21 protein-coding genes are annotated in these 25,523 nt (G+C 72.0%); 16 read left to right on the top strand and 5 right to left on the bottom strand.

Features of this window, described 5'->3' with window-relative positions; genetic code table 11:
- Positions 1-6: 6 nt before the first annotated feature.
- On the bottom strand, positions 7-276 hold the full coding sequence (locus tag P0Y31_RS16245) for a DUF3017 domain-containing protein (RefSeq protein ID WP_275810219.1): 270 nt from the start codon (positions 274-276) through the stop codon (positions 7-9).
- Between the two features lie 7 nt (positions 277-283).
- A complete protein-coding gene (locus tag P0Y31_RS16240; RefSeq protein WP_275871267.1) occupies positions 284-1,150 on the bottom strand; it encodes a bifunctional methylenetetrahydrofolate dehydrogenase/methenyltetrahydrofolate cyclohydrolase in 867 nt (288 codons plus the stop codon).
- Between the two features lie 68 nt (positions 1,151-1,218).
- On the opposite strand from P0Y31_RS16240, the gene P0Y31_RS16235 reads away from it, so the two are divergent.
- Positions 1,219-1,797, top strand: a complete 579-nt coding sequence (locus P0Y31_RS16235) for a nucleotidyltransferase family protein (protein WP_275871265.1) — start codon at positions 1,219-1,221, stop codon at positions 1,795-1,797.
- A gap of 20 nt (positions 1,798-1,817) precedes the next feature.
- On the opposite strand, the gene P0Y31_RS16230 is transcribed toward P0Y31_RS16235, so the two are convergent.
- The 3 genes from P0Y31_RS16230 to P0Y31_RS16220 are packed head-to-tail and all read right to left on the bottom strand — an operon-like array spanning position 1,818 to position 5,671.
- The gene (locus tag P0Y31_RS16230) at positions 1,818-3,224 is read right to left on the bottom strand and encodes a DUF1116 domain-containing protein (protein WP_275871263.1); all 1,407 of its coding nucleotides are present in this window, start codon (positions 3,222-3,224) and stop codon (positions 1,818-1,820) included.
- 1 nt (position 3,225) lies between these two features.
- Entirely contained in the window at positions 3,226-4,743 is a 1,518-nt protein-coding gene (locus P0Y31_RS16225) for an FdrA family protein (protein ID WP_275871260.1), read from the bottom strand.
- Positions 4,736-5,671, bottom strand: coding sequence for a DUF2877 domain-containing protein (locus P0Y31_RS16220; RefSeq protein ID WP_275871257.1), 936 nt, complete (start codon positions 5,669-5,671; stop codon positions 4,736-4,738). The genes P0Y31_RS16225 and P0Y31_RS16220 overlap by 8 nt, the downstream gene beginning before the upstream one ends.
- 187 nt (positions 5,672-5,858) lie before the next feature.
- Here P0Y31_RS16220 and P0Y31_RS16215 point away from each other — a divergent pair, with 187 nt between their 5' ends.
- The 15 genes from P0Y31_RS16215 to P0Y31_RS16145 all read left to right on the top strand — a co-directional run bounded on the left by P0Y31_RS16215 (position 5,859) and on the right by P0Y31_RS16145 (position 25,372).
- Positions 5,859-7,529, top strand: coding sequence for a helix-turn-helix domain-containing protein (locus tag P0Y31_RS16215; RefSeq protein ID WP_275871254.1), 1,671 nt, complete (start codon positions 5,859-5,861; stop codon positions 7,527-7,529).
- A gap of 216 nt (positions 7,530-7,745) precedes the next feature.
- Positions 7,746-9,185, top strand: a complete 1,440-nt coding sequence (locus tag P0Y31_RS16210) for a solute carrier family 23 protein (protein ID WP_275871252.1) — start codon at positions 7,746-7,748, stop codon at positions 9,183-9,185.
- A 176-nt stretch (positions 9,186-9,361) separates the two neighbouring features.
- Positions 9,362-10,246: an FAD binding domain-containing protein gene (locus tag P0Y31_RS16205; protein ID WP_275871250.1), complete on the top strand. Its 885-nt coding sequence runs from the start codon at positions 9,362-9,364 to the stop codon at positions 10,244-10,246.
- The gene (locus P0Y31_RS16200; protein WP_275871247.1) at positions 10,243-10,791 is read left to right on the top strand and encodes a (2Fe-2S)-binding protein; all 549 of its coding nucleotides are present in this window, start codon (positions 10,243-10,245) and stop codon (positions 10,789-10,791) included. The genes P0Y31_RS16205 and P0Y31_RS16200 overlap by 4 nt, the downstream gene beginning before the upstream one ends.
- Complete coding sequence (cutA, locus tag P0Y31_RS16195) at positions 10,788-13,232, top strand: aerobic carbon-monoxide dehydrogenase large subunit (RefSeq protein ID WP_275871245.1); 2,445 nt, start codon at positions 10,788-10,790, stop codon at positions 13,230-13,232. The genes P0Y31_RS16200 and cutA overlap by 4 nt, the downstream gene beginning before the upstream one ends.
- A complete protein-coding gene (locus P0Y31_RS16190; protein WP_275871242.1) occupies positions 13,229-13,879 on the top strand; it encodes a carbon monoxide dehydrogenase subunit G in 651 nt (216 codons plus the stop codon). The genes cutA and P0Y31_RS16190 overlap by 4 nt, the downstream gene beginning before the upstream one ends.
- The gene (locus tag P0Y31_RS16185) at positions 13,879-14,775 is read left to right on the top strand and encodes a carbon-nitrogen hydrolase family protein (protein ID WP_275871239.1); all 897 of its coding nucleotides are present in this window, start codon (positions 13,879-13,881) and stop codon (positions 14,773-14,775) included. Before P0Y31_RS16190 ends, P0Y31_RS16185 begins: the two co-directional genes overlap by 1 nt.
- A 103-nt stretch (positions 14,776-14,878) precedes the next feature.
- Complete coding sequence (locus P0Y31_RS16180) at positions 14,879-15,310, top strand: VOC family protein (protein WP_275871236.1); 432 nt, start codon at positions 14,879-14,881, stop codon at positions 15,308-15,310.
- Positions 15,311-15,489: 179 nt separating this feature from the next.
- Positions 15,490-17,610, top strand: coding sequence for a hydantoinase/oxoprolinase family protein (locus tag P0Y31_RS16175; RefSeq protein WP_275871233.1), 2,121 nt, complete (start codon positions 15,490-15,492; stop codon positions 17,608-17,610).
- Positions 17,611-17,615: 5 nt separating this feature from the next.
- On the top strand, positions 17,616-19,628 hold the full coding sequence (locus P0Y31_RS16170; protein WP_275871231.1) for a hydantoinase B/oxoprolinase family protein: 2,013 nt from the start codon (positions 17,616-17,618) through the stop codon (positions 19,626-19,628).
- Positions 19,612-20,502, top strand: a complete 891-nt coding sequence (locus P0Y31_RS16165; protein ID WP_275871228.1) for an NmrA family NAD(P)-binding protein — start codon at positions 19,612-19,614, stop codon at positions 20,500-20,502. Before P0Y31_RS16170 ends, P0Y31_RS16165 begins: the two co-directional genes overlap by 17 nt.
- Before the next feature lie 199 nt (positions 20,503-20,701).
- Positions 20,702-21,715, top strand: coding sequence for a BMP family protein (locus P0Y31_RS16160; RefSeq protein WP_275871226.1), 1,014 nt, complete (start codon positions 20,702-20,704; stop codon positions 21,713-21,715).
- Entirely contained in the window at positions 21,712-23,370 is a 1,659-nt protein-coding gene (locus P0Y31_RS16155) for an ABC transporter ATP-binding protein (RefSeq protein ID WP_275871224.1), read from the top strand. The genes P0Y31_RS16160 and P0Y31_RS16155 overlap by 4 nt, the downstream gene beginning before the upstream one ends.
- A complete protein-coding gene (locus tag P0Y31_RS16150) occupies positions 23,367-24,449 on the top strand; it encodes an ABC transporter permease (protein ID WP_275871222.1) in 1,083 nt (360 codons plus the stop codon). Before P0Y31_RS16155 ends, P0Y31_RS16150 begins: the two co-directional genes overlap by 4 nt.
- Positions 24,446-25,372, top strand: a complete 927-nt coding sequence (locus P0Y31_RS16145; RefSeq protein ID WP_275871220.1) for an ABC transporter permease — start codon at positions 24,446-24,448, stop codon at positions 25,370-25,372. The genes P0Y31_RS16150 and P0Y31_RS16145 overlap by 4 nt, the downstream gene beginning before the upstream one ends.
- Positions 25,373-25,523: the final 151 nt, after the last annotated feature.

Here is a 25,523-nt window from a genome sequence, read left to right as displayed (position 1 = left end):
CGAGCCTCAGGTCTGGGGGGTGAGGTCGAGCACGGCGGTGATGACCGCGAGCGCGACCCCGAGCCCGGCCATGGTGAGCACGTCGACCGCCCGTGACCTCACGGCCAGGCCGCCGCTCCTCGAGGCGGGCAGCACCAGCCGCAGCAGCGCGGCCAGGCCCAGGCCGGCAGCCAGCACGAAGCCCGCGAGGCGCACCCGGTCGAGCGCGAAGAGGGCGAGGCCGGCCAGGAGCACGGGGGTGGCGACCCACCACCACCCCAGCTTGGGTGCGGTCACCGGGGGCTCAGGCCCCGGATGCGGCGCGCTCGGCCGCCTCGACCACGTTGGTCAGGAGCATGGCGCGCGTCATCGGCCCCACGCCCCCCGGGTTCGGGCTCACCCAGCCGGCGACCTCGGCCACCCCGGGGTCGACGTCGCCGGCCACCTTGGAGGTTCCGTCCTCGGCGACGACGCGGCTGACGCCGACGTCGAGCACGGCGGCGCCGGGCTTGACCATCTCGGCGGTGACGAGGTTCGGCACACCCGCCGCGGCAACGACGATGTCGGCCGAGCGCACCTCTGCGGCGAGGTCGCGCGTGCCGGTGTGGCAGAGCACGACGGTGGCGTTCTCGCTGCGGCGGGTCAGCATCAGGCCCAGCGGGCGCCCCACCGTGATGCCGCGACCGACGACCGCGACCTTCGCGCCGGCGATCGGCACCTCGTGGCGGCGCAGCAGCTCGATGATGCCCATCGGGGTGCACGGCAGCGGAGCCGCCTTGCCCAGCACGAGCCAGCCGAGGTTCGTCGGGTGCAGGCCGTCGACGTCCTTGGACGGGTCGACCGCGGAGAGGATCGCGAACTCGTCGAGCCCGGTCGGCTGCTGGACGAGGAAGCCGGTGCAGGCGGGGTCGGCGTTCAGCTCGGCCACGACCTCGAGCACCTCCTCGAGCGAGGACCCCGCCGGCAGGTCGCGGCGCATGCTCGTCACGCCGATCTCGGCGCAGTCGCGGTGCTTGGCGCCGACGTACCAGTGGCTGCCCGGGTCGTCGCCCACCAGGACGGTGCCGAGACCGGGCACGATGCCCCGCTCTGCCAGCGCCGCCACCCGCGCCTTCAGCTCGTCCTTGATGGTCGCCAGGACCGCCTTGCCGTCGAGGATGCGCGCCGTCACGCCTCCGTATCCTGCCACGCGACCCCGGCCCGCCCTCGGCGGCACCGACGATGTGGTTCGCTGGCGCCATGCGTGGCGCGACCGGACTGCTGCTGGCTGCCGGGGCCGGCCGCCGGATGGGCGGCCCCAAGGCCCTGGTCCGCTCCGAGGGCGGCGAGCCGTGGGTGAGGCGCGCGGCGCGCGCCCTGCACGAGGGCGGGTGCGCGCGGGTCGTCGTCGTCACGGGCGCGGCGGCCGAGTCCGTGGCGGCGCTGGTGGAAGGGCTGCCCTGGGCCGCCGCGGTGGTCGCCGACGACTGGGCAGAGGGGATGGGGCCCTCGCTTGCGACCGGCCTGCGTGCACTCGAGGGCTCCGGCACGGACTGCGCGGTGGTCGGCCTGGTCGACACCCCCGACGTCGGCCCCGAGGTCGTGAGCCGGGTGCTCGCGGTCGTCGGCACCGCGCCCACGGCCCTGGGCCGCGCGGCATACGAGGGGGTGCCGGGCCACCCCGTGGTGCTGGGCCGCGACCACTGGGCGGGCGTGCTCGCGTCCGCCGCCGGCGACCAGGGCGCCCGCGCGTACCTCGCGGCCCACCCGCACGAGCTGGTGGAGTGCGCCGACCTCGCGACGGGGGACGACGTCGACGTCGCCCCCCGTCCGGGCTGACCCGTGGCCGGGCGCGAGCCCTAGGCGCGCGCGGCGAGCGCCCGCAGCGCCCCGGTGAAGCACTGCTCCGGCGGCGTGACCAGACCGGCACCCACCTGCCCGGTTCCGGCCACGCGACCGGCCATCCCCGTGTTGATCTGCGGCAGGATGCCCGTGCGGGCGACCGCCGAGACGTCGATGCCGGTCGGCGTGCCCCGGAACTCGAGGATGGGCACCTGGTATGCCGTGTGCTCGCCGACCGTGATCTCGTACATCGTCTGCGTCGCCCGGAGCGCGAACGGCACGTCGCCGCCGACGAAGCGCACGATCGCCGGGGCCGCGGCCATGGCGAAGCCGCCGATGCCCGCGGTCTCCGTGATCGCCGAGTCGCCGATGTCGGGGTTCGCGTCCTCGGGGCCGTAGGAGCCGAGGAACAGGCCCTCCGGGGTGTTCGCCGGACCGGTGAACCACTCGTCGCCGGTGCCGGAGACCCGGATGCCGAAGTCGGTGCCGTTGCGGGCCATCGTGGTCACGACCGAGGAGCCGGGGATTCCGTGGGCGGCCATGGTCGACAGCTTGCAGGCCGGCATGCCGAGGTTGAGGAAGAAGTGCTCGTTGGCCCCGGAGAACCGCACCGCCTCGGCGATGTCGTCGGAGGAGCCCTCGGCGGTGATGAGGGCGGGGAGCAGCTCGCGCAGCAGCATGAGGCTTCCGGCCCGGTTGCGGTTGTGGCCCTCGTCGCCCATCTGGAGCATCTGGGCGATGATCGCCTTGACGTCGATGGGCCCGGCCTTGCGCACGGCCTGCTGGAGCAGCGGACCGAGCACGGAGTTCATCCAGTGCAGGCGGTCGATGACCTCGGTGCCGTAGGCGCCGTAGCGCAGCACCTTGCCCAGGCCCTCGTTCAGGGAGCACCACGAGGTGCCGTCGTGCACCTCGTCGCGCAGCTCGTAGACCCACATCGACGGGGAGATGACACCGGCCATCGGGCCGACGGCGTCGCGGTGGTGGCACGGCTCGAGGGTGATGCCGTCGCCCTTGGCGAGCCTGGCCTGCGCCTCCTCGACGGTGTCGGCGAGGCCCTCGAAGAGCATCGCGCCGATGAGGGCGCCCTTGAGCGGTCCAGAGGCCCGGTCCCAGGTGATGGGCGGTCCGGCGTGCAGGAAGGTGCCCTTCTCGAGGCCGAGCGCCTCGTGGGCGGGGCGGACGTCGACGAGGTCGGCACCAGCCGCCGTCATGCGGCGCAGCGCCTCGGCGTTGGCGGGCTCGCGGCGCGGGTCGGCCAGCACGACGGACAGGTCGGCGGCCGTGCCGTCGAGCGGGGGCTGCCAGGCCGCCTCGGTGACGGGCACGGCCTGGGCGCGCAGGGCGTCGGCGAACAGGGAGACGCCGGCCGTGGCGACCGAGACGTCGGCGGACAACAGGCCGTGCAGCGGGCTCGTGGTCATGTCAGTTCTCCTGGGCGGTCGAGTCGACGGCCTTCTGGCCGGCGGGCAGCAGCGAGAGGGCGTGGCGCGTGGCCGCGGCGTTCGAGAGGAACACCGAAGCCCCGGCCTGCTGCAGCGTGGTGGCGCAGCGCTGCAGGCCCTGGGGGTCGTTCTCGACGCCGGTCAGCGACACGACGACCGGCAGCTCGCGACCGGACTCCTGCGCAGCGCTCCGCGCGGACCGGATCGCGTCGGCAAGCTCGTCGGCCGGGTCCTGGTGGGCGCCGTAGCCCAGCACCAGGTCGAGCAGCAGCACCCCACACGTCGGGTCCTTGGCCTCCGACGCGATGCGCTCGAGCCGCAGCGACGGGTCGATCATCGGGTGCGCCCGGCCCTGGGTCATGCCGTCGTCGCCGAAGTCGATGACCACGTGGGAGTCGTCGCGCAGGTCGGCGCCGAGGGCCAGCTCGGGCGAGAGCGGGATGTTGGACCGTATGCCGCCGAGCTGCTCGCTCGCGATGAGCATCGCCTCGTCGGCGAGGGTGCCGCCGCAGAACAGCCCGCGGAGCGCGCCGCTGGGGGCGGGCTGCTGCTCGGTGGCCCACGACGGCCACTCGGGCACCGCGTGGCCGTCGGCGCGCAGGGCCTCCTCGACCGCTGCGGTGAGGTCGGGGCGGCCGGCCCCGAGCGTGGCCCAGTGGACCGGCACGCCCAGCCCCGCGGCATACGCGTGCATCTCGGCGAGCACCTCGGCGGCCGGGGGCTTGGAGACGACGATGACCGAGGTGGTCGCCTCGTCGGCGGCGAGCGCCGCGAGGGCCTGGCGGGTGGAGCGTCCCTGCACCTGCGACGACAGGTCGCGGCCACCCACCCCGAGGCAGTGGCTCATGCCGACACCAGCGGCGTCGAGCAGGCACATGACCTGCTGGGCCCCGGTGCCCGACGCGGCGACGATGCCGACCGCCCCCGGGCGCACGGCGTTGGCGAAGCCGAGGGCCACGCCACCGACGACCGCGGTGCCGCAGTCGGGCCCCATGACGAGCACGTCCGCGGCTGCGGCTGCGTCCTTGAGGCGGATCTCGTCCTCCACGGGGACGTTGTCGGAGAACACCATCACCGAGACGCCGCGGTTGATGGCGTCGAACGCCTCGACGGCGGCGTGCTGGCCGGGCACCGAGACCAGCGCCAGGTTCGCCTCGGAGGACTCGATGGCGCCGCCGAGGGTGCGCCGGGGCGGGGCCTCGCCGAACCCGCCGGAGTGGGCCCCGGCGCTCTTGAGCTCGGCGAGCGCCGCCTCGAGGGAGGCCTTGCCTGCCTCGATGCCCGCCTCGTCGCCGCGGATCGCCACGATGAGGTCGTTGGCCGCGGTATCGGCCGGGACCTCGAAGCCCATGCTGCGGATGACGTCGGTGTTGAGGTCGGTGGCCATGGCCACCTGCGCGGCCTCGACACCGGGCGCCGACGCCACCGTGCGCGAGACCTGCATGAGGCTCACGGAGTCGTAGTAGGCGCCGCGGCGCAGCTCGACGTGGTCAGACACGGCGGGCTCCTTCCGGTTGGGGGTGTGAGGTGGTCGGGGTGCTGTCGGACAGGGACAGGTCGGTGGGGCCGGGGACCGCCCCGGCCAGCGCCTCGAGGGCACCGGCGGCGCCGGCGAGCAGGTCGGCGCCCGAGCTGTGGCCGATGGCGAGCACACCGGGGAGCACGCGGGCGACGGTGCCGAGGTCACCTCGGCCGAGGGCCCCGACGAGCGCGACGACCTCGGGCACGGCATACCCCTCCAGCGCGGCGTGGAGGAGGGACCCCGACAGGCTGGTGGTGGCGGGCAGGGCCCGGTCGACCTCGGCGGCCAGCGCCGAGCGCGCCTCGGCGGGAGCTCCCGCCGCGCGCAGGGCGAGCACGACCCCGCACAGGGCGTCGTCACCAGAGGGGGTGAGACCGTCTCCGGCGCCCACGAGCGACGAGACGAGCTGCCTCACCCGCGCGCCGGCCGGGCTGGTCGGCAGGGAGGGGTCTGCCGCCGCAAGGGCGGCGACGGTGAGGTCTCGGGCGAGGTCCCTCAGGACGACCCCACCGGTCGTCGCCTCGAGCGCGTCGAGCCCCGAAGCCAGGGCGGCCTGCTGCACCGGCGACGCCGGGTTGGGCACCCGGGTGGGGCGCCAGGTGCGCACCGCTACCACGTCGGCACCCGGCAGGCGGACCCGCCCGGCGCCGACCACGACGTCGGCGCCCTGCTCGACGCCCCAAGCGACCGAGGCCGCCGGCTCCCCAAGGCGCAGGCCGGTGGGCAGCCGCAGGGCGTCACGGGTGAGCACCGGCAGCACCTGCCGGACCCGCGGCTCCGCGGCCGGGCGGCGCGGCTCGTCGGCCAGGCTGTCGAGGTGGAGGTAGAGCGCCGTCGGGAAGGCGGCCAGCACCCGGGCGGGCCGGGGCGCGGCCTGCACCGCCTCCGCCAGCAGGGGCGACACTGCGGCGGGCCATCGGGCGGGGACGCCTGCGTGGGCCAACCTGGCTTCCCTCCGGGTCTGGGGTGGTCGGGCGGTCGGGCGCCCAGCACAGGCTGGGCGCCCGACCGGTGCAGGCGACGCTATCGAGCCCGGTTACCCTTCCTTCATGGTGAAAGTTGCCAACGATCAGCCCCGCATTGACGGCGACTTGACATCCCCCTCGGGCGAGCCGACGGTCTCGGGCGTCCCGCTGCGCGTGGTCACCGAGCTGCCCTCGGCACGCCATGCCGTGGTGCAGGCCTCGGCCGGCCAGCTCCAGGCACCGGTGGTGCGCACCTCCACCCTCACCCAGGCCCTGGACCTGCTCGAGACGGGCGCCTCCCTGCGCCACCACCTGGTGATCGCCCGGTCCGACGCGGCGGACGCCGCCCTGGCCCGCCAACCCGACGTGCTCGAGCGCCTCGCCCGGGCCGGGGTGGCCGCCCTGGCGGTCACGGGTACCACCCCGGAGACAGGGGCGCCGTGGAGGTCCGCCGCGGCGGACGCCGGTCTGGCGCTGCTGGTCGTGCCCGAGCCCGACGCCGGCGAGCAGCTCAACACCGAGGCGCTCGGCGCCATGCTCGACCACCAGACCTCGGTGCTCGACCGGCTCGAGGAGGTGCACCGGGTCCTGGTCCAGATCGTCCTCGCCGGCGGGTCGCTCGAGGACCTCTGCGAGCAGCTCGTGGGCTTCTTCGACGGAGCGGCGATGGTGACGACCACCGACGGACGGGTGCTGGCCAGCGCCGGCCCCAACGGCGAGCTCGAGCACGCCCTCGCCCTCGACTGCTTCGACCGCACCGGGCGCCTCATCACCGAGAACGAGCCCGTCGGCATCCGCCCGCTGCACGGCCCCGAGGCACACCGGGCCGCCGTGCGCATCGTCGCCGGCTCACTCGACCACGGCCTGCTCGTCGCCTTCTGCAGCCACCGCATGCTCACCGGTGACGACGTCCGGGTGCTCGAGCGCGCCGCCACCGTCGCCGCCCTGGCCATCACCAAGGAGCAGGCCGTCTCGGCGGTGGAGAGCAAGTACCGCGCGGAGTTCCTGCGCGACGCCCTGGCCGGGAGGGCCGGCACCACCGACGAGGCCATCGCGCACGCCCGGTCGCTCGGCTGGGACATCGACCGGCCCATGGTGGTCGTCGTCGCCGAGACCGACGAGGACGACGCGCACACCACCCGGTCGGCCGAGGAGGTCAGGTCGCTGCAGCACCGGTTCGCCCGGGCCTGGACCCACGCGGTCGCCGTGCGGGACCCGCAGTGCCCGGTGATGGGCTTCAGCCAGGAGGTGGTCACGCTGCTCCCGGTGAGCGACCCCTCCGACACCGACCGCATCATGCGCGCGGTGTCCGAGGTCGCCCGCGTCGTCCGGGGCGACGGCGGTGGCGGGCGACGCACCTTCTCGACCGGCGTCTCACGCCCGATCGACTCGGTGGCGCAGCTGCCCCAGGCCTACGACGAGGCGCTCAACGCGGTGACGGTCGGCCGGCAGATGCACGGCGACGGCGCCCTGACCCACTTCGACGGCCTGGGCATCTTCCGCCTGCTCGCGCTGATCCCCGACAGCAGGCACCTGCGCCGGTTCGTGGAGGAGTCGCTCGGCGAGCTGGCCACCGACGACTCCCCCGAGTACGCCGACCTCCGCCAGACGCTGAGCATCCTCATCGACACGAACATGAACGTCGCCGAGACCGCCCGGCTGCTCTTCTTCCACTACAACACGCTGCGCTACCGCATCGTGAAGCTCGAGAAGATGCTGGGCCCGTTCACCACCGACCCGCAGCTGCGCCTGACCTTGGCTCTCGCCCTCAAAGTGCACCAAATGCGAGGTATCTGAGGCTTTCTCGTTATGGGCGCGTGACAAAGCGAGAACTGACGAACGACACGCCCCTCGCGGTATCAACTATTGCCGAAACGAATCCCCCTGTGTGGCGCTAGTTTTCGCCTAACCCCCGTTGGGGCGTGAGCCACGTCATATCGGATGACGGGCCGCAGTGAAGGAGAAGGCATGGCCTTGGGCTTGGGTTGGAAACTGCACGGGGACGGTCACACGATGGGCCCCGACGACGTCGTCGCCCCCGACGAGCGCCTCTCCTGGGGCAAGACCGTGGGCCTCGGCGCCCAGCACGTCGTCGCCATGTTCGGCGCGACCTTCGTCTTCCCCCTGATCATGGGCCTCAACGCCCAGCTCGCGATCATGATGAGCGGTGTCGCGACGATCGCCTTCCTGCTGATCGTGCAGGGCAAGGTGCCCAGCTACCTCGGCACCTCGGCCGCCTTCGTCGGTGGTGTCGCCGCGATCCGCGCCCAAGGCGGTGACTCGTCCCAGGTGACCGGCGCCATCCTCGTGGCCGGCGCCGTGCTCGCCCTCGTGGGCGTGCTGATCCACTTCATGGGCTCGACCGTGCTCCACAAGGTGCTGCCGCCGGTCGTCACCGGTGCCGTGGTCATGCTCATCGGCTTCAACCTCGCGCCCGTGGTGGCCAACATCTACTGGCCGCAGGACCAGTGGATCGCGCTGCTGGTCATGACGTTCACCATCGTGTGCGCCGTGGCCTTCAAGGGCTTCATCGGCCGCATCGCGGTGTTCCTGGCCCTCATCTTCGGCTTCGTGCTGTCGTGGGTCTTCGACCAGGTCTTCGGCAAGATCACCTCCTTCGACGCCGCCGCCGGCGAGGTCACCACCCACTGGCGCGTCAACCTCGACGCCGTCGGTGAGGCTGCCTGGTTCGGCTTCCCGCCCGGCACGACGACCGGCCCCGACGGCAAGGAGATCGTCGGCATCCACGCCCCGTCCTTCACGGTGGCCGCGATCCTTCTCGTGCTTCCCGCCGTGATCGCCCTCATCGCCGAGAACACCGGCCACGTCAAGGCCGTCGCCGAGATGACCGGCCACGACCTCGACCCGGTGATGGGCCGCGCCATCGCCGCCGACGGTGTGGGCACCATGCTCGCCAGCTCGGTCGGTGGCTCCCCCACCACGACGTACGCCGAGAACATCGGCGTCATGGCCGCCACCCGCGTCTACTCGACGGCCGCCTACTACGTCGCGGCGATCGTGGCGATCCTCTTCGGGCTCTCGCCGAAGTTCGGGGCCCTCGTCGCCGCCACCCCGGGCGGTGTCCTCGGCGGCATCACCGTGGTGCTCTACGGCATGATCGGCCTGCTCGGCGCCAAGATCTGGAAGGAGAACGGCGTCGACTTCGGCAACCCGATCAACCTCGTGCCGGTCGCCGCGGGCATCGTCATCGGCATCGGTGACGTGAAGCTGAAGTTCACCGAGGACTTCACCCTCGGCGGCATCGCGCTCGGCACGATCGTGGCCGTCGGCGCCTACCACCTGGCCCGCTCGCTGGCGCCGGAGGACCTGCGCCTGCGGGCCGACGCCCCGACGACGATGCTGCTGACCCGCGAGGCGGGCTACGGCGACCAGGACGGCATCGACGACCTGTACCAGGACAAGCCCGGCGGGCCCGACCTGCGCAAGCACTGACCCGACCAGCGCCCGGGAACCCACCGGGCCGGCACGTACCGCAGGCCCCCGATCCGCCGCGATCGGGGGCCTGCGGCATACCGCCGGGGACACTCGGCAAGAGTTGCCAAAGCCAGCGCCGCACAACGCAGCAGAACACCTAGTTCCCCCAGCACAAAACAGGCAGGATCAGTCCGGTGAAGCCCGCACCCTTCGTGCACCACGCACCCCGCTCCGTCGAGGAGGCCGTCAGCGTCCTCGCGCAGGTCGGCCACGACGGCAAGATCCTCGCCGGCGGCCAGAGCCTGATCCCGGTCCTCAACATGCGCCTGGCCTCCCCGGCCCACCTCGTCGACATCAACCGGGTGGCCGGCATCGACCAGGTGGAGGTCGGCGACGACGCGGTCCGCGTGGGTGCCCTGGTGCGGCACGCCGAGCTCGAGCACCACGAGGGTGCGTATGCCGCGCTGCCGCTCCTGCGCCAGGCGCTCGTCAACGTCGCCCACCCCGCCATCCGCAACCGCGGGACCACGGTGGGCTCCATCGCCCACGCCGACGCCGCCGGCGAGATGCCGGCCATCCTCGCCCTCACCGGCGGCGTCGTGGAGGCGACCGGGCCGCAGGGCGCCCGCGAGATCGCCGCGGTGGACTTCTTCCAGGGGCCCCTCGAGACGTCGTTGGCCGAGGACGAGCTGGCGGTCGCCGTCCGCTTTCCCCGCTTCGCCCCCGGCACGGCCACGGCCTTCGCGGAGTCGGCCCGGCGCCACGGCGACTACGCCATGGCCGGGGTCGCGGTCGCCGTGACCGTGCGTGACGGCGTCATCACCCGCGCCCGCTCCTCGTTCGTCTCGGTGACCGACGTGCCGTCGGTGCTCGACCTCACCGACGTGGTCGGTGGCAGCGAGCCGGGCACCGCCGACTGGGCGGCCGCGGCCGAGTCCGTGCGGGCCCACGTGGAGCCCGAGGCCGACATCCACGCCACCGCCGACTACCGGCGCATGCTGGCGGGCGAGCTCGCCCGTCGGGTCCTGCGCCAGGCGGCCGAGAACGCAGCGACGACGAAGGGGTCGAGCGACCGATGACCGACATGACGACCGAGCAGGTCCACGACGTGACCGTGAACGTCAACGGCCTGCCGCGCACCGCGTCGGTGCCTGCGCGCCGGCTGCTGTCGGACTTTCTGCGCCACGACCTGCAGCTCACCGGCACCCACGTCGGCTGCGAGCACGGCGTGTGCGGCGCCTGCACCGTGCTCGTCGACGGCAAGCCGATGCGCTCGTGCCTGATGTTCGCGGTCACCGCCCAGGACCACCGCATCACCACCGTCGAGGGCCTGTGCGACGCCCCGGACGCCCGTCCGTGCGCCACCGGTGAGCGGATGAACCCGGCCCAGCAGGCGTTCGCCGAGTGCCACGGCCTGCAGTGCGGCTTCTGCACCCCGGGCTTCCTCACCACCGTCACCGCCTACCTCGAGGAGAACCCCAGCCCCTCGCAGGAGGAGGCGCGTGAGGCGATCTCGGGCAACCTGTGCCGCTGCACCGGCTACCAGAACATCGTCAAGTCCGTCCTGCGCGCGGCTGAGATCCGCACGGAGCGGCTCGAGGAGAGCGCCGGGGAGGGCGCATGACCACCCAGATGTTCGGCGCCCCCATCAGGCGCAAGGAGGACCCGCGGCTCGTCACCGGCGGCGGCCGCTACCTCGACGACCTCGGCCAGCACGCCCTCGCCGCCGCGTTCGTGCGCAGCCCGCACGCCCACGCCCGGATCACCGACATCGACGTCACCGATGCCGTCGACGTCGAGGGCGTCGTCGCGATCTACACGTGGGAGGACCTGCCCGGCAAGGTCGCCGAGCCGCTGCCGCTGCTGATCCCCCACCCGACGCTGACCCACGGCCGCACCGGTTACGCCCTCGCCAGGGACGAGGTCAACCACGTCGGCGAGCCCATCGTGATGGTGGTTGCCAGCGACCGCTACGCCGCCGAGGACGCCTGCCAGCGCATCCGGGTCGACTACGAGATGCTGCCGGTCGTCGTCGGCATCGAGAACGCCCGCGACGGCGAGCACCTCGTGCACGAGGACGCGCCGGGCAACGTCGCGGCGCACATGGTGCAGCAGAACGGTGACGTCGAGGCCGCCCTGGCGAAGGCGAAGCACACCCTGACCCTCGACCTGTCCATCGAGCGCAGCGCCTGCATGCCCATGGAGGGCAAGGGCGTCTACGCGCGATGGAACGACGAGGACGGCGAGCTGCGCATCTACAGCTCGACCCAGACCACCACCGGGGTGCGGGCCGCCGTGGCCGCCAAGTTCGAGCTGCCCCTGGCCAAGGTCGAGTGCATCGCGCCCGACGTGGGCGGCGGGTTCGGCGTGAAGATCATGCACCCGTGGCCGGAGGAGGTGCTCGTCCCCTGGGCCGCCCGCCTGCTCAAGCGCGAGGTGAAGTGGGCCGAGGACCGCCGCGAGCACTTCATCTCCTCCGCCCACGAGCGCGGCCAGCTGCAGACGGTCACGGTCGGGTTCGACGACGAGGGCCGGGTGCACGGCCTCGACGTGAAGTTCTGGCACGACAACGGCGCCTACACGCCCTACGGCATCATCGTGCCGATCATCACCTCGACCCAGCTGCTCGGCCCCTACAAGCCGGGCGCCTACCGCTGCGAGTTCTGGTCGCTCTACACCAACACCGTTCTCGTGACGCCGTACCGCGGCGCCGGCCGTCCGCAGGGCGTCTTCGCGATGGAGCGCACCATGGACGCCATCGCCGACTACCTCGGCATCGACCGCGCAGAGGTGCGCTCGCGCAACTTCATCCTCCCCGAGGAGATGCCCTACGACCACGGGCTGCTCTTCCAGGACGGCCGGCCGCTGAAGTACGACAGCGGCGACTTCCCCGCCTCGCTCGACAAGCTGAAGAAGCTGGTCGGCTGGGACGACTTCGAGGCCTACCGCGCCGAGGCGGAGGCCGAGGGCCGCAAGGTCGGTCTCGGCATCGGCTGCTACGTCGAGGGCACCGGCGTCGGTCCCTACGAGGGCGGGCACATCGTCATCGAGACCTCCGGGCGCGTGAACGTCGCCACGGGCCTGACCACGCAGGGCCAGGGCCACCAGACCGCGTTCGCGCAGATCGTGGCCCAGGAGCTCGGGGTGCGCCTCGAGGACGTGCACGTCACCACCGGTGACACCCGCAAGATGGGGTATGCCGTCGGCACGTTCGCCTCGCGCGCTGCGGTGATGAGCGGCAACGCGATCGCGCTCGCCACCCGCAACGTCAAGGCCAAGGCCCTGCGCATCGCGGCCGACGCCCTCGAGGTCGACGAGGAGGACCTCGAGATCGTCGACGGCGTCGTGCAGGTCAAGGGCGCCCCGACGACGTCGATGCCACTGGGCACCGTTGCGGTGCTGTCGAACCCGCTGCGCTACGCGTTCGACGACGCGGCGAAGGCTGCCACCCAGTTCGCCGGCACGTTCGACCCCGACAAGCCGCCGGTGGCCGACGACGAGGAGCCCGGTCTCGAGGGCCGCGACTTCTACTCCCCCACCCAGGCGACCTTCGCCAACGGCATGCACGCGGCCATCGTCGAGACCGACCCCGTCACCGCCGAGATCACGATCCTGCGCTACTGCGTCATCCACGACTGCGGCACGATGATCAACCCCATGATCGTCGAGGGCCAGGTGCACGGCGGAGTCGCGCAGGGCGTGGGCGGGGCGCTCTACGAGCGGATGGCCTACGACGAGTCGGGCCAGCTGCTCAACGCCTCGTTCATGGACTTCCTCATGCCCTACGCCTCGGAGGTCCCGCACGTCGAGGCCGACCACCTCGAGACGCCGTCGCCGCTGAACCCGTTGGGCATCAAGGGCGCCGGCGAGGCCGGCTGCATCCCGGTCTCGGCCGTGATCGCGTCGGCGATCGAGGACGCCGAGGGCTTCCCCATCACCTCCATGCCCATCTCCCCCGTCGAGCTGTGGGAGCTCCGCCAGCGCCACGAGGCCGGTGACATCCCCTCGCTCCGGCATCCCCACCCTGCACCTGCCCCGTCGAACACCCAGGAGCCCACCCGATGAAGATCTCCGGCACCGCCTCGCTCGCCGCCCCGCCCGAGAGGGTGTGGGAGGCCTTCCACGACCCCGAGTCGCTGGCGCGCTGCCTCCCCGGCTGCAACACCCTGACCGAGATCGGGCCCCACCAGTACGCGATGAGCATCACCGCCGGCGTGGCCGCCATCAAGGGCACCTACGACGGCCAGGTGCACCTGACCGAGCAGCAGCACCCGGAGGCGTTCACGCTCAAGGCCAAGGGCTCCGGCGCCCCCGGCACCGTCGACGCCGACGTGAAGGTCCGCCTGTCACCGGACGGCAACGGCGGCACGAACCTGACCTACGACGCCGACGCGGCCGTCGGCGGCGCCATCGGCGGCGTCGGCCAGCGCATGCTCGCGGGCGTCAGCAAGAAGATGGCCGGGCAGTTCTTCACCGCGGTCGACCAGGACATCGCCGGGGTCCGCAAGGCCGCCCCCGCCCTGCCCGGCGCCCCCGCGGTGCCTGCCATCGGGGCTGCGCCCGGCGCCGTCCCGGCCGGCGCCCCCGTGTATGCCGGTGGGCCTGCTGCCGTGGCTGGTGCCGACCAGCGGTTCGCCCTCGGCGTCGGTCTCGGCGCGCTCATCGCCCTCGCCGGCGTGGTCGTCGGCGCCGTGCTGGGGCGGCGTCGCTGATGCGCGCGTTCACCGCGGCGGCCGTCCAGATCGCGCCGGTGGCCGGGGCGCTCTCGGCCGAGGTCGTGCGCAAGAACCTCGACAAGTGCGTCGACTTCACGCGCCGGGCCGTGGCCGACACCGGCGCCGAGCTCGTGGTGCTGCCGGAGTCTGCGACCACCGGCTTCACCCCCGACTGCTCCGTGGAGGAGCTGTGGGACCTCGTCTCCGAGCTGCCCGGACCGGTCATCGAGCCGATCCAGGACGTCGCCCGCGAGCTGGGCGTCCACATCTGCGTCGGCACCTACGAGCGCGGACCCGAGCGGGGCGTGGTCTACAACAGCTCGGTGCTCATCGCTCCCAGCGGTGAGGTGCTCGGCGTCTACCGCAAGACCCACCCGTTCTTCAGCGAGCACGTGCAGCACGGCGGCTGGGTCACCCCGGGCGACACGGTCGCGGTGTGCGACACCGACCTCGGCCGGATCGGCATGATCATCTGCTTCGACGGCGACTACCCCGAGCTCTCGCGCATCCAGGCGGTGCAGGGCGCGGAGGTCATCCTGCGCCCGTCCGCCCTGCTGCGCAGCGCCGACGTCTGGGAGCTGACCTCCCGGGCCCGCGCCTACGACAACCACGTGTTCGTCGTCGGCGCCAACGCCACCGGCATCGACTCGGCCGGCGTGCTCTACTTCGGCAACAGCCACATCGTGACCCCGATCGGCCACATCGTGGCCAAGGCGGCCAGCCACGAGGGCTGGGTCTCCGCGCGGCTCGACCCGGCCGAGGGCCTGAAGTCGCTGACGCCCGGCTCGAACATCAAGCAGGGTTTCGACCACCTGCGCGACCGCAACCTCGACCTCATCAGGAAGCACCGCGAGGACCTCGAGCGCCCGGCGGAGTCCCCCTTCGAGCACTGACGACCCAGATCTCCCCCACGTCTGGCCACTGGCACGGCATACCGGCGCGGAAATCGCGCGGAGACGCCGAGTCGGTGGCCAGAAGTGCGAGATGGTGGCGGGCATGGACTGGACACTCGAGGTCGTCGTTCTCCCCGTCAGTGACATCGACAGCGCGATCGCGTTCTACCGCGACAAGGTCGGCTTCGCGCTCGACCACCGCACGACCACCGACCACATGGACTTCGCCCAGCTGACGCCACCCGGTTCCGGGTGCTCCATCGTCGTCGGCACCCTGCCGTCCCAGCAGGAGATGGCGCCCGGCTCGATGCGGGGCCTGCAGCTGGTCGTGGCCGACGCGGCAGCCGCCCGTGGGGAGCTGCTCGGGCGCGGGGTGGAGTGCAGCGCGGTCACCGTGTTCGACGAGCGCGACGGCGGCACCTTCTTCGGATTCGCCGACCCCGACGGCAACACGTGGGCCGTGCAGCAGATCAAGGCCCGGGCGCAGACGCCGCTGATCCCCCACGAGCACCGCGCCCGCCTCGCCGGCGGCTGACCCCTGCGCCGACCCTGCGCTGACCCATGCGCCGACCCGCGTCCGGCAGGGCCGGGTGGTGAGGTGTTGCGGCATACCGGGGATCCGTTGGCAGGTTGTGCCAACGAAACGGGCGCGCTGCGCCGGTTGAATCGTCGCCAGCGATAACCCCGCGAACCACCCAGACTTCAGGAGCGCGAATGTCCGCAGCGCCGACGCAGCCACGCCGCATCCGGATCGGCATCGACACCGGTGGCACGTTCACCGACGTCGTCGCCTTCGACGAGGACTCCGGCGAGCTGCTCACCACCAAGACCCCCTCCACCCCGAGCAACCCGGCCGACGGCTTCATCAACGGCGTGCACAAGGTGCTCGACATGCTCGGGGCCACCGGCGCCGACGTCACCGCCGTGTGCCACGGCACCACCGTCGCGACCAACAAGCTGCTCGAGGGCAAGGTCGAGCAGCTCGGCTTCATCACGAGCGAGGGCTACGAGTTCATGCTCGAGATCGCCCGACAGGCCGTGCCGGACGGCTACGGCAACTCCTACTTCTGGGTCAAGCCCCCGCGCATCGTCCCCGCCGACTACGTCAAGACCGTCGGTGGCCGCCTCGACTTCGAGGGCAACGAGATCCGCCCGTTCGACGAGGAGCAGGCCGTCGCCGCCGCCCGCTGGTTCAAGGACCGCGGCATCACGACGATCGGCGTCTGCCTGCTGCACTCCTACGCCAACGACGAGCACGAGCTGCGGATGCGCGAGATCCTGCGCCGCGAGCACCCGGACGCCGTCGTCTCCATCTCCTCCGAGGTGCTGCGCGAGTACCGCGAGTACGAGCGCTCGATGACCACCCTGGTCGACGCCGCGGTGAAGCCGAACGTCTCGCGCTACGTCACCAACATCCACACGCGTCTCGACGACTTCACCGGAGCCCACGAGGGCGGCCGCGAGTCGATTCCCTTCTACATCATGAAGTCCAACGGTGGCGTGCTCTCCGCCGACGAGGTCGTGCACCAGCCCATCACCACGGTGCTGTCCGGCCCCGCGGCCGGTGCGCTCGGCGCCGGCCTCATCGCCAGGAAGGCCGGCTTCGACAAGGTGCTCACCTGCGACGGCGGCGGCACCTCGACCGACGTCAGCGTGGTCCTCGGCGGCGAGCCGACCCTGACCACCGAGGGCACGGTCGGCGCCTACCCGAGCAAGATCCCGATGATCGACGTCGTCACCGTGGGCGCGGGCGGTGGCTCCATCGCGTGGATCTCCCCCGAGGGCACCCTCAAGGTCGGACCGCAGTCCGCGGGCGCCGACCCCGGCCCGCTCTGCTACGCCAAGGGCGGCACCGAGCCGACCATCACCGACGCGCACGTCGTGCTCGGCCGGATCCCCCCGCACCTGCTCGGCGGTGAGATCCCGCTCGACACCGAGGCGGCCAAGACCGGCATCGACGCCATCGCGGCCAGGCTCGGCATCGACCCCGACCGGTGCGCCACCGGCATCCTCGAGATCTCGGCGTGGAACCAGGCCAACGCCCTGCGCCAGGTCAGCGTCAAGCGCGGCCTCGACGTGCGCGACTTCATGCTGGCCACCTTCGGCGGCTCCGGCTCGCTGCTGGCCTGCCGCCTGGTCGACATCCTCGACCTCGCGGGCGTGGTCGTGCCGCAGAACCCGGGCAACGTCTCGGCGTTCGGCCTGCTCACGGTCGACGTCAAGAACGACTACGTGCAGACCGCCGTCGCCAAGCACCACAGCCTCGACTACGCCGCGGTGCAGAAGACCTTCGACGAGCTCACCGACAAGGCCGCGAAGGCCCTTGACGCAGAGGGCTTCCCGCGCGACCAGCACCGCTTCACGCGCACCGTCGACCTGCGCTACTTCGGCCAGGCGTTCGAGGTGCGTGTGACGGCGCCGGAGGGCACCGTCGACGCAGCGTATGCCGAGAAGGTCGCCGACGCGTTCCACGCCGAGCACCGCGCGCTGTACGGGTACGACTTCAAGGGTGACCCGCACCAGCAGGTCGAGTGGGTCAACCTGCGGGTCACCGGCGTCGGCCCGATCACCCGACCGGAGCTGCGCGAGGTCGGCACCAACGAGGGCGAGGCCGGCGTCGCCGAGCGCGCCCGCAAGTCCACCCGCCCGGTCTGCTTCGACGCCGAGGTCGGCTACGTCGAGACCGACGTCTACTGGCGCCCCGACCTGCGCGCCGGCGACACCCTCAGCGGCCCGGCCATCGTCGAGGAGTTCGGCTCGACCGTGCCCGTCCACCCCGGCTTCACCGTTCGCGTCGACGCGATCGGCAACCTCGTCATCACCAAGGAGGCCTGAGCGCCATGACGCAGACAGCCCAGACCGCCGCGGCTGCCCAGACCCAGGGCGCCGACCTCGCCGCGATCGTCGCGGCGAAGCCGGTGAACCCCGCAGGCCTGCCCACGGCATACGAGCACGGCAACCGGCTCACCGCCGAGGGCACCACCGTCGACCCGATCATCATCGAGATCGTCGAGGGCACCCTGGCGAGCGTGGAGATGGAGGTCGAGACCGCCATCGCGCGCACCAGCCGCTCGCCCATGATCCGCGACGCGCACGACTTCCGCGCCGGCATCCACGACCGCCAGCTGCGCAAGCTCACCGGCCGCTCCTACTCGGCGCTCGTGCACCCGATCGTGCGGGACTTCCCGCTCGAGGAGATGCAGGAGGGCGACGTCTTCTTCCACAACGACGTCTACGAGTCGGAGGGCGGCATCGGCCACCTCCCCGACCTGTGCGTCACCGTGCCGGTGTTCCACGAGGGCGAGGTCGTCGCGTTCGTGCAGGCCTTCGGCCACCACGACGACATCGGCGGCGCCTGCCCCGGCTCGATGCCGTCGGGCGCCCAGAGCGTCTACGAGGAGGGCCTGGCCGTCCCGCCGATCAAGCTGTGGGAGGCCGGCAGGCCCAACACGGCCGCGCTGCGCATCATGACGCGCAACTCCCGCATGCCCGACAGCCTCGCCGCCGACCTCGACGCCGAGTGCTCGGCCTGCCTGATGGGCGCCCGCCGCCTGTCGGAGCTGTTCGGCCGCTACGGCCGCGAGACGGTCGAGGCCGCCTTCGACGGCATCCTCGACAAGACGACGGAGACCTACCGCCGCGAGATCCTGTCCAAGATCCCCGACGGCACCTACGTCTGGGAGGACTACGCCGAGCACGACGGTGTCGACGAGCCGACGCTGCACACGCAGCGGATCACGCTGACCAAGGTGAGCGACGCCCCGGCCGACCCCGAGAACGGCCGTCCGGCGGGCCCGCGCCTCATCATCGACTTCACCGGCACCGCCCCACAGGCCAAGGGCCCGATCAACCACTGCGGCGACTACGTCGGCGGCAACTTCCTCAAGAAGTGGCTCGCTCCGATCCTGCGCAACCTGGCCGACACCCCGGAGCGGATGGCCGAGCTCGACGTCAACGAGGGCATCGTGCCGCTCATCGAGATGCGCTTCCCGGAGAAGGGCACCCTGCTGACGCCGATCTTCCCGGCGCCCACCAACGCCCGCACCTTCGTCATCCTGCGCCTGCTCGGCGTGCTGGCCGGCGTGGTGGCCAAGGCGGTCGACGGCAAGATGCCGGCCGACCAGGAGACGATCCGCTACACCGGGGTCTACGGCAAGGACCGCGACGGCAACGACTACCTCATGCGCGAGGTGCTCGGCGGCGGCTCGGGCGGCCGCTACTACGCCGACGGCGAGGACACCATCCACGTCGTGCCGGACTCGCGGAACCTGCCGACCGAGTTCACCGAGTCCCGCTTCCCGTTCATCGTCGAGCGCCTCGGCCTCGCCGTCGACTCGGGCGGCGCCGGGCGCTACCGCGGTGGCCTGGGCTACGAGAAGCAGATCCGGATGCTCAAGGACGCCAACTTCATGTCGATCGCCGACCGCTCGATCCTCGCCTGCTGGGGCGTCAAGGGCGGCAAGGCCGGACGGCCGTTCGAGGTCACCATCGACCTCGGTGGCCCGAACGAGCGCGAGGTCGACGCGCTGGCCGACGCCGAGCCCGTGAAGGCCGGCCAGGTCATCCGCATCCGCACCACCGGCGGCGGCGGCTGGGGCGACCCGCTGGAGCGTCCCTACGACGAGGTCGAGCGCGACCTGCGCTGGGGCAAGGTCTCCTTCGACGGCGCCCGCCGCGACTACGGCGTCGTGGCGACCGGCACCAAGGACGACCCGGTCGTCGACGTGGAGGCTTCCGACGCGCTGCGCGAGCAGCTGCGCGCCGAGCGGCCCGCGGAACCCTTCTTCGACCGCGGCCCGGGCTACGCCCGCCTGGCCGAGGGCAAGAGCGCGGCGGATGTCGACTGGCTCTGACGAGCTGGTGACCCCCGGGAGCCCCGCGCCGCGGGTGCTCGTCATGGGCGCGTCCGGCAAGACCGGACGCGCCGTGACGGGCGCCCTTGCCGCGCGGGGCTTCTGCGTGCGCGCCGCCGTCCGCTCGCCCTCCTCGGCGCAGGCCGTGTATGCCGCCGGTGCCGGTGAGCTCGCCGTGCTCGACCTCGCGAGCGGGGCCGGGGTCGAGGGGGCCCTCGACGGCGTGTGGGGCGTCTACCACCTGGCGCCGAACGTGCACCCGGACGAAGTCGAGATGGCGCGGCTGGTCGCCGACGCGGCCGCCCGGCAGGGCGTGCAGCGGCTGGTGTTCCACTCGGTGCTCCACCCCGACGACGCGTCGATGCCGCACCACCTGCGCAAGGCGCGGGCGGAGGACGTGGTGCGGGCGTCGGGGGTGCCGTGGACGGTGCTGCGCCCCGCGGCATACCACCAGAACCTGCTGCCGGCGGCGCTGAGCGGCTCGATCAGCGTCCCCTACTCCCTCGACTCCCCCTTCTCCAACGTCGACCTCGGCGACGTCGCGGCCGTGGCGGCGACGGTGCTGTCCGAGGCGGGGCACGAGCGGCAGACCTACGACCTCGCCGGGCCCGAGGTGCTGAGCGTGCGCGAGATGGCCGCGCAGGCGAGCGAGGTGCTGGGGCGGCCGGTCACGGCTGCGCAGACCCCACGCGGGGACTGGCTCGCCGGTCCCGGGACGGGGCTGCCCGAGGACGCGAGGCGAGACCTGCTGGCCATGTTCTCGACCTACGACCGCGAGGGCCTGGTGGGCGGCAACGCCTGGCTGTGGGCCCTGCTCGGCCACCGACCTACCACGTGGGCAGAGGCCATGGAGGCTGCTCGAAACACCCCTTAATGCCTCTGTAACCCTACGGACCGGTATGTGGGACACCGCCCGAACCGCTGGAGAAAAGGCACAACCGGGACCAGTGGCACCTGTCACATATTGACGACGTACCGCCCTTATCGCGCTGGCACGCTCCTCGCAACGACAGCGGGGCTCCCGGCCCCTGCCGGCAAGGACGCCGGCGCCCCTTCCCCTCTCGGAGGCACTCATGGCTCGTTCGTCCCTCATCCGCCTGGCCGCCCCGACGGTGGCCCTCGCGCTCGCGCTCTCCGCCTGTGGCGGCGGCTCCTCCGGCTCCGGCGGCGAGGGAGGCGAGAAGGAGCTCAAGGTCGCCGCGCTCTTCTCCGGATCGGCCACCGACGCCGACTACAACTCGCTCGGCCTGCTCGCCCTCGAGGCGGCCGAGAAGAACCTCAAGGCCGAGACCGCCCACTCCGAGAGCGTGCCCGTGCCCGACGCCGAGCGCGTCATGAAGGAGTACCTCGCCGACGGCTACAACGTCATCTGGAGCCACGGCAGCCAGTACTTCGAGGCCACCCAGAAGCTGGCCAAGCAGAACCCCAACGTGACCTTCATCGGCGAGTTCGACGACAAGCCGAAGGAGCCGGTGCCCAACCTGTGGGTGCTCGACCGCAACTTCCACGTCGCCTTCTACCCGATCGGCATCCTCGCCGGCGCGACCACGAAGTCGGGCAAGATCGGCTACGTCGGCGGCCTGAGCCTGCCGTTCTCCTACTCCGAGGTCCACGCGATCAACCAGGCGCTCAAGGACAGCGGCTCCTCGGCGAAGGTCACCCCGGTCTGGACCGGTGACTTCAACGAGCCGGCCAAGGCGCAGCAGATCACCACCCAGCTCATCGGCCAGGGCAACGACGTCATCGTCGGCTCGCTGAACCTCGGCATGGTCGGCGCCTTCCAGGCCACCAAGGGCAAGGCTGCCGACGTGCGGGTGACCGCGAAGTACACCGACAAGTCGCAGTTCGACCCCGAGCACTACGCGACCTCGACGATCTACGACTTCACCAAGCCGCTGAACGACATGCTGACCAAGATCCAGGGCGGCACCACCTCCGGCTACTTCCCGCTCGGCTTCGACGCCGGTGTCTCGATCCAGCCGCCGAAGAACGTCTCCCCCGAGGTCGTGACCAAGGTCGAGAAGGCGGTCGAGGACATCAAGTCCGGCGCCATCACGGTCGAGAAGAACCTCACCCCGATCAAGTGACGGGCCGACCCGACATGACCTCGGTGGACGAGTCGCGCCTCGGCGTGGCCCAGGGCTCCTCCGCTCCCCTCCTCGCGATGGAGGGGATCCGGAAGACCTTCGGGCCCGTCGTGGCCCTGGACGGGGTGGACCTCACCGTCGGCCGCAGCGAGGTGCACGGCCTCCTCGGCGGCAACGGTGCGGGCAAGACCACCCTCATGAACGTGCTCTACGGCCTGTACCGGCCCGACTCCGGCAGCGTCGTGCTCGACGGGTCCACCGTCGACATCCGCGACCCGCGGGACGCCATCTCGCACGGCATCGGCATGGTCCACCAGAACTTCCTGCAGGTGGACACCTACACCGTGACCGAGAACATCGTCCTCGGGACGTCGCTGCCCTCGTGGCCGACCGTCGACCTCAAGGAGCCGGCTTCACGGATCGCCGAGCTCTCCGAGCGCTTCGGCCTCACCGTCGACCCCCATGCCGAGGTGGCCCGCCTCTCGGTGGGCCTGCGGCAGCGGGTCGAGATCCTCAAGGCGCTGTACCGCGGGGCCAAGGTGCTCGTGCTCGACGAGCCCACGACGAACCTGACGCCGCAGGAGGTCGACTCGCTGTTCGGCTCGCTGCGGGCCATCGTCGACGAGGGCATGAGCGTCGTGTTCATCACCCACAAGATCCGCGAGACCATGGCGGTCTGCGACGCCCTCACGGTCATGCGCGACGGCAAGCGGGTCGGCACGGTGCGCCGGGCCGACACCTCCGCCGCCGACCTCGCCACCCTCATGGTCGGCGACGACGCGGCGGTGGGACGGGTGACCGAGGTCGTCACGGCCGGCATGGGAGCGCCCAGCGACGCCGTGCCGGCCGACGCCCCTGCCCCCGTCTCCGTCGCCGACACGCGTGACCTGGGCGACGCCCCGGTGCGCGTCACGGTCCGCGACCTCGTGGTGCACAACGACCACGGGGTGGCCGCGACGCACGACGTCGGCTTCGAGCTCCGCCGCGGCGAGATCGTCGGCATCGCCGGCGTGGCCGGCAACGGCCAGGTCGAGCTCGCCGAGGGCGTGGCCGGTGTGCGGGCCCTGCACAGCGGCGCCGTCGAGGTCGACGGCGAGCCGCTCGCCGGTCGGCCGACCGCCGTCTGGCTCGAGTCGGGCGTCGCCTACGTGCCCGAGGACCGGCACCGCGACGGCATCCTGCCCTCGGCCAGCATCATGGAGAACCTCGTCCTCGGTGCCCAGCGCAGCGTCCGGTTCCGCAAGGGCCCGCTGGTCGACTGGAAGGCGGCGCGCCGCCACGCCGAGGAGGCCATCAAGGCCTACTCGATCAAGGCGTCCGGGCCGTCCGCCCCCGCTGCCGCCCTCTCCGGCGGCAACATGCAGCGCGTCATCCTGGCCCGGGCCTTCTCCCACCGGCCGGGCTTCCTCATCCTGCACAACCCCACCCGTGGCCTCGACATCCCCTCGACCCAGTTCGTCTACGACCGGGTCCGGGAAGCCGCGCAGGAGCACTCCGCGGTGCTGCTCATGTCGGAGGACCTCGACGAGCTGACGCACCTGTGCGACCGCATCCTGGTCCTCTACTCGGGCCGGATCGTGGGCGAGCGCCAGCGGGGCCACTACGACCAGTACGAACTCGGCCACCTGATGGCCGGTCTCGAGGACAAGGCATGACCACCACCGCCACCCCGCCCGCCACGACACCGTCGCCGACGACCACGCGCCGAGGCGCCGGGCTGACGCAGACGCTGCTGTCCTACGTCATCGCGGTCCTGCTGGCCTTCGTGGTCTCGGGCATCGTGATCGCGCTCCTGGGGCACTCCCCCATCGAGGCGTTCCGCGCCATCGTCACCACGTCGTTCAAGTCGTCGTTCGGCCTCATCGAGACGGTGCACAAGTGGGTGCCCCTGGTGCTGCTGGCACTGGCCTTCACGATCCCGCTCGCCGCCGGCAAGTACAACATCGGTGGCGAGGGCCAGCTGCTCGTCGGCGCGACCGCCTCGGCTGCGGTCGGCATCACGATGAAGGACTCACCGATGGTGGTCCTGCTCCCTCTCGTGCTGCTGGTCGGCGTCCTCGCCGGCGGCGTCTACGCGTGGATCGCCGCCTGGCTCATGGACCGGTTCGGGGTCAACGAGATCCTCAGCACGGTGCTGTTGAACTTCGTCAGCTTCGGCATCGTCGACTACGTCGCCAGCGAGGTGTGGAGCGACCCGGCCGCCGGGCACCCCACCACGGTGCCGATCGGTGAGGGCGGACTGCTCCCCCTCATCGGGACGCCCCCGCTTCACACCGGTGTGTTCCTGGCGCTCCTGGTGTCGGTGGCCACGGTGGTGGTCATGCGCCGCACCGTGCCGGGCTACGAGCTGCGGGCTGTCGGCACGAACCCGAGGGCGGCCGCCGTCCACGGCGTGCGCATCGGCCGCGTGGCGGTCGGCTCCCTCGTCGTCGGTGGTGCGCTGGCCGGTTTCGCCGGGGCCATCGAGGTCGCCGGCGTGCACGGCAAGCTCATCGAGGGCATGCAGTCCAACTACCTTCTGCTCGGCATCATCATCGGGCTCATCGCGCGGGGCAACGCCCTCGCCGTGCCTTTCGTCGCTTTCGGCATCGCCGTCCTCGAGGTCGGAGCGAGCGCCATGCAGCGCAGCGCCGACGTGCCGATGGAGATGGTCCTGATCGTCGAAGCCCTCATCCTGCTGTTCCTGCTGTTCTCCGACGTCGTCGGGGCCCGTCTGAGGAGGTCCTCGCGATGAACGAGGTCGTGCCGTTCCTGCAGCTCGTCGTCACGGCGATGGTGCCCTACATCCTCGCCGCCCAGGGCACGATGCTCGCCGGCCGCGCCGGGGTGTTCAACGTCGCCCAGGAGGGCGTGATGATGCTCGGCGCCAGCGTCGGGTTCCTCGTCTCCCTCAAGATGGGCGGCAACCCGATGGGCCTGCTTGTCGCCGCCCTCGTGGGCGCCGCCTTCGGCTGGTTCCTGGGCTGGGTCACCACGCGCTTCCGCCTCGACCAGTTCGTGATCGGCCTCGCCCTGTTCTTCGCGGCCGTGGGCATCGCGTCGCTGCTCTACAAGGTGGTCATCGGCGTCACGCTCACCCCGCCGCTCATCGACACCCTGCCTGACGTCACGATCCCGCTGCTCTCGGAGATCCCGGGTGTCGGCCAGATCCTGTTCACGCAGGACGCGATGGTCTACTTCGCGTTCCTCATCTCTGGGTTCCTCTACTGGATGCTCTACCGCACCAACCTCGGCCTCAAGCTGCGGTCGGTGGGCGAGAACCCCAAGGCCGCCGACAGCCTCGGCGTCAGCGTCGCCCGCACCCGCATCTGGTGCTCGACCGCCGGCGGTGCCCTGATGGCCCTGGCCGGTGCCTACCTGCCGATGACCTACACCGGCACCTACACCGAGGGCATCGTGGCCGGGCGCGGCTGGCTCGCCATCGCGCTGGCGTTCTTCGGCGGCTGGCGCCCGCAGTACATCCTCGCCGGCTCCGCCTTCTTCGCCGGCATGGAGGTGCTCGCCCTGCGCGTCCAGGTGGGCGGCATCGACATCCCGCACCAGTTCATCTCGATGCTGCCGTACGTCGCGACGCTGCTCGTGATGATGTTCGCCCTCCGGTGGGCGAGCGTCCCCGCCTTCCTCGGTCGCAACTACGACCGGGAGAGCAGGCACTGACGACGACCCCACGTCAGGTGCCCGACGGTGCCCCCGGCCCCCAGACCCTGGGCCGGGGGCTTCGTCGTCCCCCGGTTCCCCGGGTCCGACTGGGCAACATCTGACAGCGCGAGGACCCTCCAGCCATCGCGGGCTGCCAGCGTCCTCCCCC

This window comes from Knoellia sp. 3-2P3 (genome assembly GCF_029223115.1).
GTDB lineage: Bacteria > Actinomycetota > Actinomycetes > Actinomycetales > Dermatophilaceae > Pedococcus_A.
The sequence above is the reverse complement of the archived record's forward strand: the minus strand, read 5'-3'. Positions and strand labels throughout refer to the sequence as shown.

Bases quoted from the DNA above. Each gene is read 5' to 3' on its own strand.
- P0Y31_RS16235 (WP_275871265.1), top strand. From the start codon at position 1,219: ATGCGTGGCGCGACCGGACTGCTGCTGGCTGCCGGGGCCGGCCGCCGG.
- P0Y31_RS16230 (WP_275871263.1), bottom strand. From the start codon at position 3,224: ATGACCACGAGCCCGCTGCACGGCCTGTTGTCCGCCGACGTCTCGGTC.
- P0Y31_RS16210 (WP_275871252.1), top strand. From the start codon at position 7,746: ATGGGCCCCGACGACGTCGTCGCCCCCGACGAGCGCCTCTCCTGGGGC.
- P0Y31_RS16200 (WP_275871247.1), top strand. From the start codon at position 10,243: ATGACCGACATGACGACCGAGCAGGTCCACGACGTGACCGTGAACGTC.
- cutA (WP_275871245.1), top strand. From the start codon at position 10,788: ATGACCACCCAGATGTTCGGCGCCCCCATCAGGCGCAAGGAGGACCCG.
- P0Y31_RS16190 (WP_275871242.1), top strand. From the start codon at position 13,229: ATGAAGATCTCCGGCACCGCCTCGCTCGCCGCCCCGCCCGAGAGGGTG.
- P0Y31_RS16185 (WP_275871239.1), top strand. From the start codon at position 13,879: ATGCGCGCGTTCACCGCGGCGGCCGTCCAGATCGCGCCGGTGGCCGGG.
- P0Y31_RS16180 (WP_275871236.1), top strand. From the start codon at position 14,879: ATGGACTGGACACTCGAGGTCGTCGTTCTCCCCGTCAGTGACATCGAC.
- P0Y31_RS16175 (WP_275871233.1), top strand. From the start codon at position 15,490: ATGTCCGCAGCGCCGACGCAGCCACGCCGCATCCGGATCGGCATCGAC.
- P0Y31_RS16170 (WP_275871231.1), top strand. From the start codon at position 17,616: ATGACGCAGACAGCCCAGACCGCCGCGGCTGCCCAGACCCAGGGCGCC.
- P0Y31_RS16165 (WP_275871228.1), top strand. From the start codon at position 19,612: ATGTCGACTGGCTCTGACGAGCTGGTGACCCCCGGGAGCCCCGCGCCG.
- P0Y31_RS16160 (WP_275871226.1), top strand. From the start codon at position 20,702: ATGGCTCGTTCGTCCCTCATCCGCCTGGCCGCCCCGACGGTGGCCCTC.
- P0Y31_RS16150 (WP_275871222.1), top strand. From the start codon at position 23,367: ATGACCACCACCGCCACCCCGCCCGCCACGACACCGTCGCCGACGACC.
- P0Y31_RS16145 (WP_275871220.1), top strand. From the start codon at position 24,446: ATGAACGAGGTCGTGCCGTTCCTGCAGCTCGTCGTCACGGCGATGGTG.